Annotated in this window: 2 protein-coding genes; one reads left to right on the top strand and one right to left on the bottom strand. The window is 62.3% G+C overall.

Annotation, left to right across the window (positions count from 1 at the left end; all coding sequences use genetic code 11):
- Window positions 1–2,848, bottom strand: a 2,848-nt coding sequence (locus tag AAC640_RS18230; RefSeq protein WP_340268857.1) for a Tn3 family transposase, incomplete at its 3' end; no start/stop codon positions are given.
- A gap of 172 nt (window positions 2,849–3,020) precedes the next feature.
- On the opposite strand from AAC640_RS18230, the gene AAC640_RS18225 reads away from it, so the two are divergent.
- Entirely contained in the window at window positions 3,021–3,581 is a 561-nt protein-coding gene (locus AAC640_RS18225) for a recombinase family protein (RefSeq protein ID WP_340268859.1), read from the top strand.
- Window positions 3,582–3,643 lie beyond the last annotated feature (62 nt).

Genomic DNA, 3,643 nt, shown 5'->3' with positions numbered 1-3,643 from the left:
GGGAAAGGTGGGCAAGGAGTGCGTCATCGAAAGGGGCGCCGGATGCTGTGAGGTGCTGGGCGGCCCTGTCCAGATAGATGGTATTCCAATAGGCTATCGCCGCGATCAGCAGGTTCAGACCCGATGCCCGATATTCCTGGTTCTCGATCGAACGGTCCGTGAACCGGCCCTGCCGGTTGGTGTAGATGGCGGCGGCGAGGGTATGGCGTGCTTCCCCCTTGTTGAGGCCGGCCTGGCAGGCCCGGCGCAAGTCGGGCTGCTCAAGCCAGTCGAGCGTGAACAGCGTCCGCTCGATGCGGCCGAGTTCGGCCAGCGCGAAATCCAGCCTGTTCTGGCGTTTGTAGGCGGCCAGCTTGCGCAGGATCGCGGAGGGCGCGACGGCTCCCTCCTTGATAGAGGCGACGATCCTGACGATGTCATCCCAATCGGCTTCGATCGCCGCGGTCTTGATCGTGCGCCCCATGAGGCTTTCGATGCCCTTGTAGGTCGAGGGCGCAGCGATCGAGCCGAGTTTCCTGTCCGCAATGTCGCGCAGACGGGGCACGAAACGGAAGCCGAGAAGATGGCAGAGGGCAAAGACATGGACCGTAGCGCCGCCGGTATCGGTGTAATGTTCATGCAGCGGCAGCGAACCGGCGCCAAGCATCAGGCCGTCGAGTACATAAGGGGCCTCGCCGGCGGTGGCCGACATGATCCGCGATCCGAACGAAGCGAAATGGTCGGACAAGTGGGAGTAGATCTTCAGGCCCGGCTCGCCGCCATATTTTGCATTGATGTCGGCTGCGGCCGATCGACTGCGGCCCGAGCGGAAGAACTGCCCATCGGAGGATGAGCTGGTGCCGGCGCCCCAATGGCGCGTGAACGGAAGATCATGGTGCGCGGCAACGATCATGGCCAGCGCTGCCTGGTAATTTTCGGGCGACAGATACCAGTTGTGTGTCCAGGCAAGCTGGGCGTAACTCACCCCGTCGCTGGCATTGGCCATCCGCTCCAGACCCAGATTCGATCCATCGGCCAGGATGGCGGCAAGGACAGCATGCGGATTGTCATGCTCCTTGCCGGAACGAAGGTCGCGGAACGCGCTCAGGAAGCCGGTGCGTTCGGCTACCTCGACAAGGAGTTCGGTGATCCGCACGCGCGGCAGCAAGGCGTCGAGCCTGCGATCGAGCGCCTCCGCCTCGGGCGGCGTGATCGCCTGCATCGGTTGCAGCTTGAGCCGGTCGCGCTCGAGCGCCACGCCCGCGAGCCTGTTCGTCTTGAGCTGCTTGGCGAAACGGCGCAGTCGCCAATCAAGCGTCCTCGCCCGCTCGTCCAGATAGGCGGCTGCATCGGTCTGGAATGGCAGGCTGTCGGCGATTTTGCCGGCCTCACGCCGGCTCAGCAGGTAGGCGTCGAAGCGGCGATAATTGCGGGTTCCTTCGACCCAAATGTCGCCCGCGCGCAACCGATCGCGCAGCGTGGCCATGACCGCTGTCTCATAGCGCCGGCGGTCGATCTGACCGCCCTGGGTGATGAGGCTTTTCCACTGCCGGTTGGCAAATGGCAGGGGAACGTCATCGGGCAGGCTGCGCGTTTTGCGCGCATTGGCATCGCGGATGACATCGATGGCTTTGACAAGTTGCGACCCGCTTCCCGATGCCTTGAACGTAAATGCATCGAGAAAGGCCGGGCTGAACCGCCGCAACGTCGCATAACGCCCGGTTGCAGCGACAAGGGCATCCTCCCCCGCCAGGTCGGCCAGCGCATCGACCTGTGCCTTGGCCGCGACCAGCCTGTGCCAGCCCACCGCCTCGTCGATCAGTTCCAGCGGATTGCCGCCATGCTCGACCGCCTCTCCCAACGCCGCGATCGTGGCGCCAAACAACCGCATGAGTTCGCCGACCGAGCGGATGCTGTCCTGATAGCGCCTTTCACGGCCGCGCCGCGCGCGCGTGAACAGGCTCCCGACAAGCCTGTCGAACATCTGGATCGCCGCGTCGGCGAGCCGGGCCTCGAGATCGATCACAGCCGCGACCAAGGTCGCGCGTCGCCTGTCGAGACTATAGTCGGAAAGCAGAAACGCCGGCGCCGCGCCACCTTCGCGCATGAATTGCGCTAACCGGAAATCGGGGATTCTGGCACCGATCGCGGGGTCGATGCCGATCTCGCGCACATAGCGCAGCCGTTCCAGCAGGCCGTTGATATTGGCCGTCGTTGGCGCCTCCTCGAAATTGCGCAGCCAGGCCAGCGGCGTCATGCCGAAGTCGCTGCTGTTGACGATCAAATCGTCGATGCGGATCAGCTCGGCGTGGCCCAGGCTTGCAACGATGGTTGCTGCCGCGGCTTTGCGTGCGCGCGCCCTACCTGCGAGACCGGCACGTTCGAGCGTGTCAGCCGATGGGAGAATGAACCGTTCCTGCTTTAATCCCTCCATCAAAGCGCGAACGATCGGTTCGCCTCGATCAGTTCGGTCGGCCGCTTTCGCCGCCAGATCAAGCGCGAGCGGAATATCCCCTCGTCGGAAGGGGCGTAACCCGAGGTGCCTTGCCGCGATGTCGGCATGATCGTTACGCGTTTGGGGACGCTGACCATAATCGGTGAAAATCTCCGCCTCCACGAATATCTGGGCAGCGAGGTAATGAAGGATGGCATCCGGGACGCCGATATCGGGCTGAAAGCCGAAGCCGGGATGCCGCATCAATGCGATCTGCACTGCCAGGCCGAGACGATTGGCAGAGCGATGACGGCGGCCGATCAGGTCGAGATCCTCGACGGCAAGCGTATAGTGGCTGACGATCGCCGTTTCGTCATGGGGAGCATCGAACAGGCGCCGCCGTTCCTCCCCGGTCAATAATCGCCGCCGCGCCATACTGCCTCCCGCCGACTCTGGATAGCAGGCTAGCGTCAATCTGGAGTATAGCCTAACCGGACGTCAGGGGGCCGCTGTGATTTCTGTCAGGATAGGGTGGGAATCAGAATTTGTTGACGCCTGTTGCACCATATTATAGATTTCAACCTGACAGAATTGGCTGGTGGCGACGATGAAGGGTCAAAGGATCGGTTACGTCCGGGTCAGTGCATTCGATCAGAATATCGATCGCCAGCTGGACGGTGTCACGCTTGACAGGGTCTTTACCGACAAGGCCTCGGGCAAAGACGTCAACAGACCCCAGCTTGAAGCCATGCTGTCTTTCACCCGTGAGGGCGATACCGTGGTCGTGCACAGCATGGACCGCCTCGCGCGCAATCTTGACGACCTGCGCAGGCTCGTCCAATCCCTTACCAAAAGAGGCATCCAGATTGAGTTTGTAAAGGAAAGCCTGGCCTTCTCGGGCGAAGATTCTCCCATGGCCAACCTGATGCTTTCAGTCATGGGTGCGTTCGCCGAATTTGAGCGCGCTTTGATCCGAGAACGACAACGCGAAGGCATTGCGGTCGCCAAACAACGCGGCGCTTATCGCGGACGAAAACGGTCCCTGTCCGACGAAATGGTCGCCGAGTTGCATCGCCGCGCCGCCGCCGGTGAGCGCAAGGCAGCCATCGCCCGCGAACTGGGTATCAGCCGTGAAACGCTATACCAGTATCTCCGCGCCGCCACCTGACGCCGATGTTCGCATTATGTCCGGCAAATCGTTGTCTGGCGCACAAACCTTGAGGTAACGCC

It is taken from the genome of Sphingobium mellinum, from assembly GCF_037860795.1.
Taxonomy (GTDB): domain Bacteria; phylum Pseudomonadota; class Alphaproteobacteria; order Sphingomonadales; family Sphingomonadaceae; genus Sphingobium; species Sphingobium mellinum.
The sequence above is the reverse complement of the archived record's forward strand: the minus strand, read 5'-3'. Positions and strand labels throughout refer to the sequence as shown.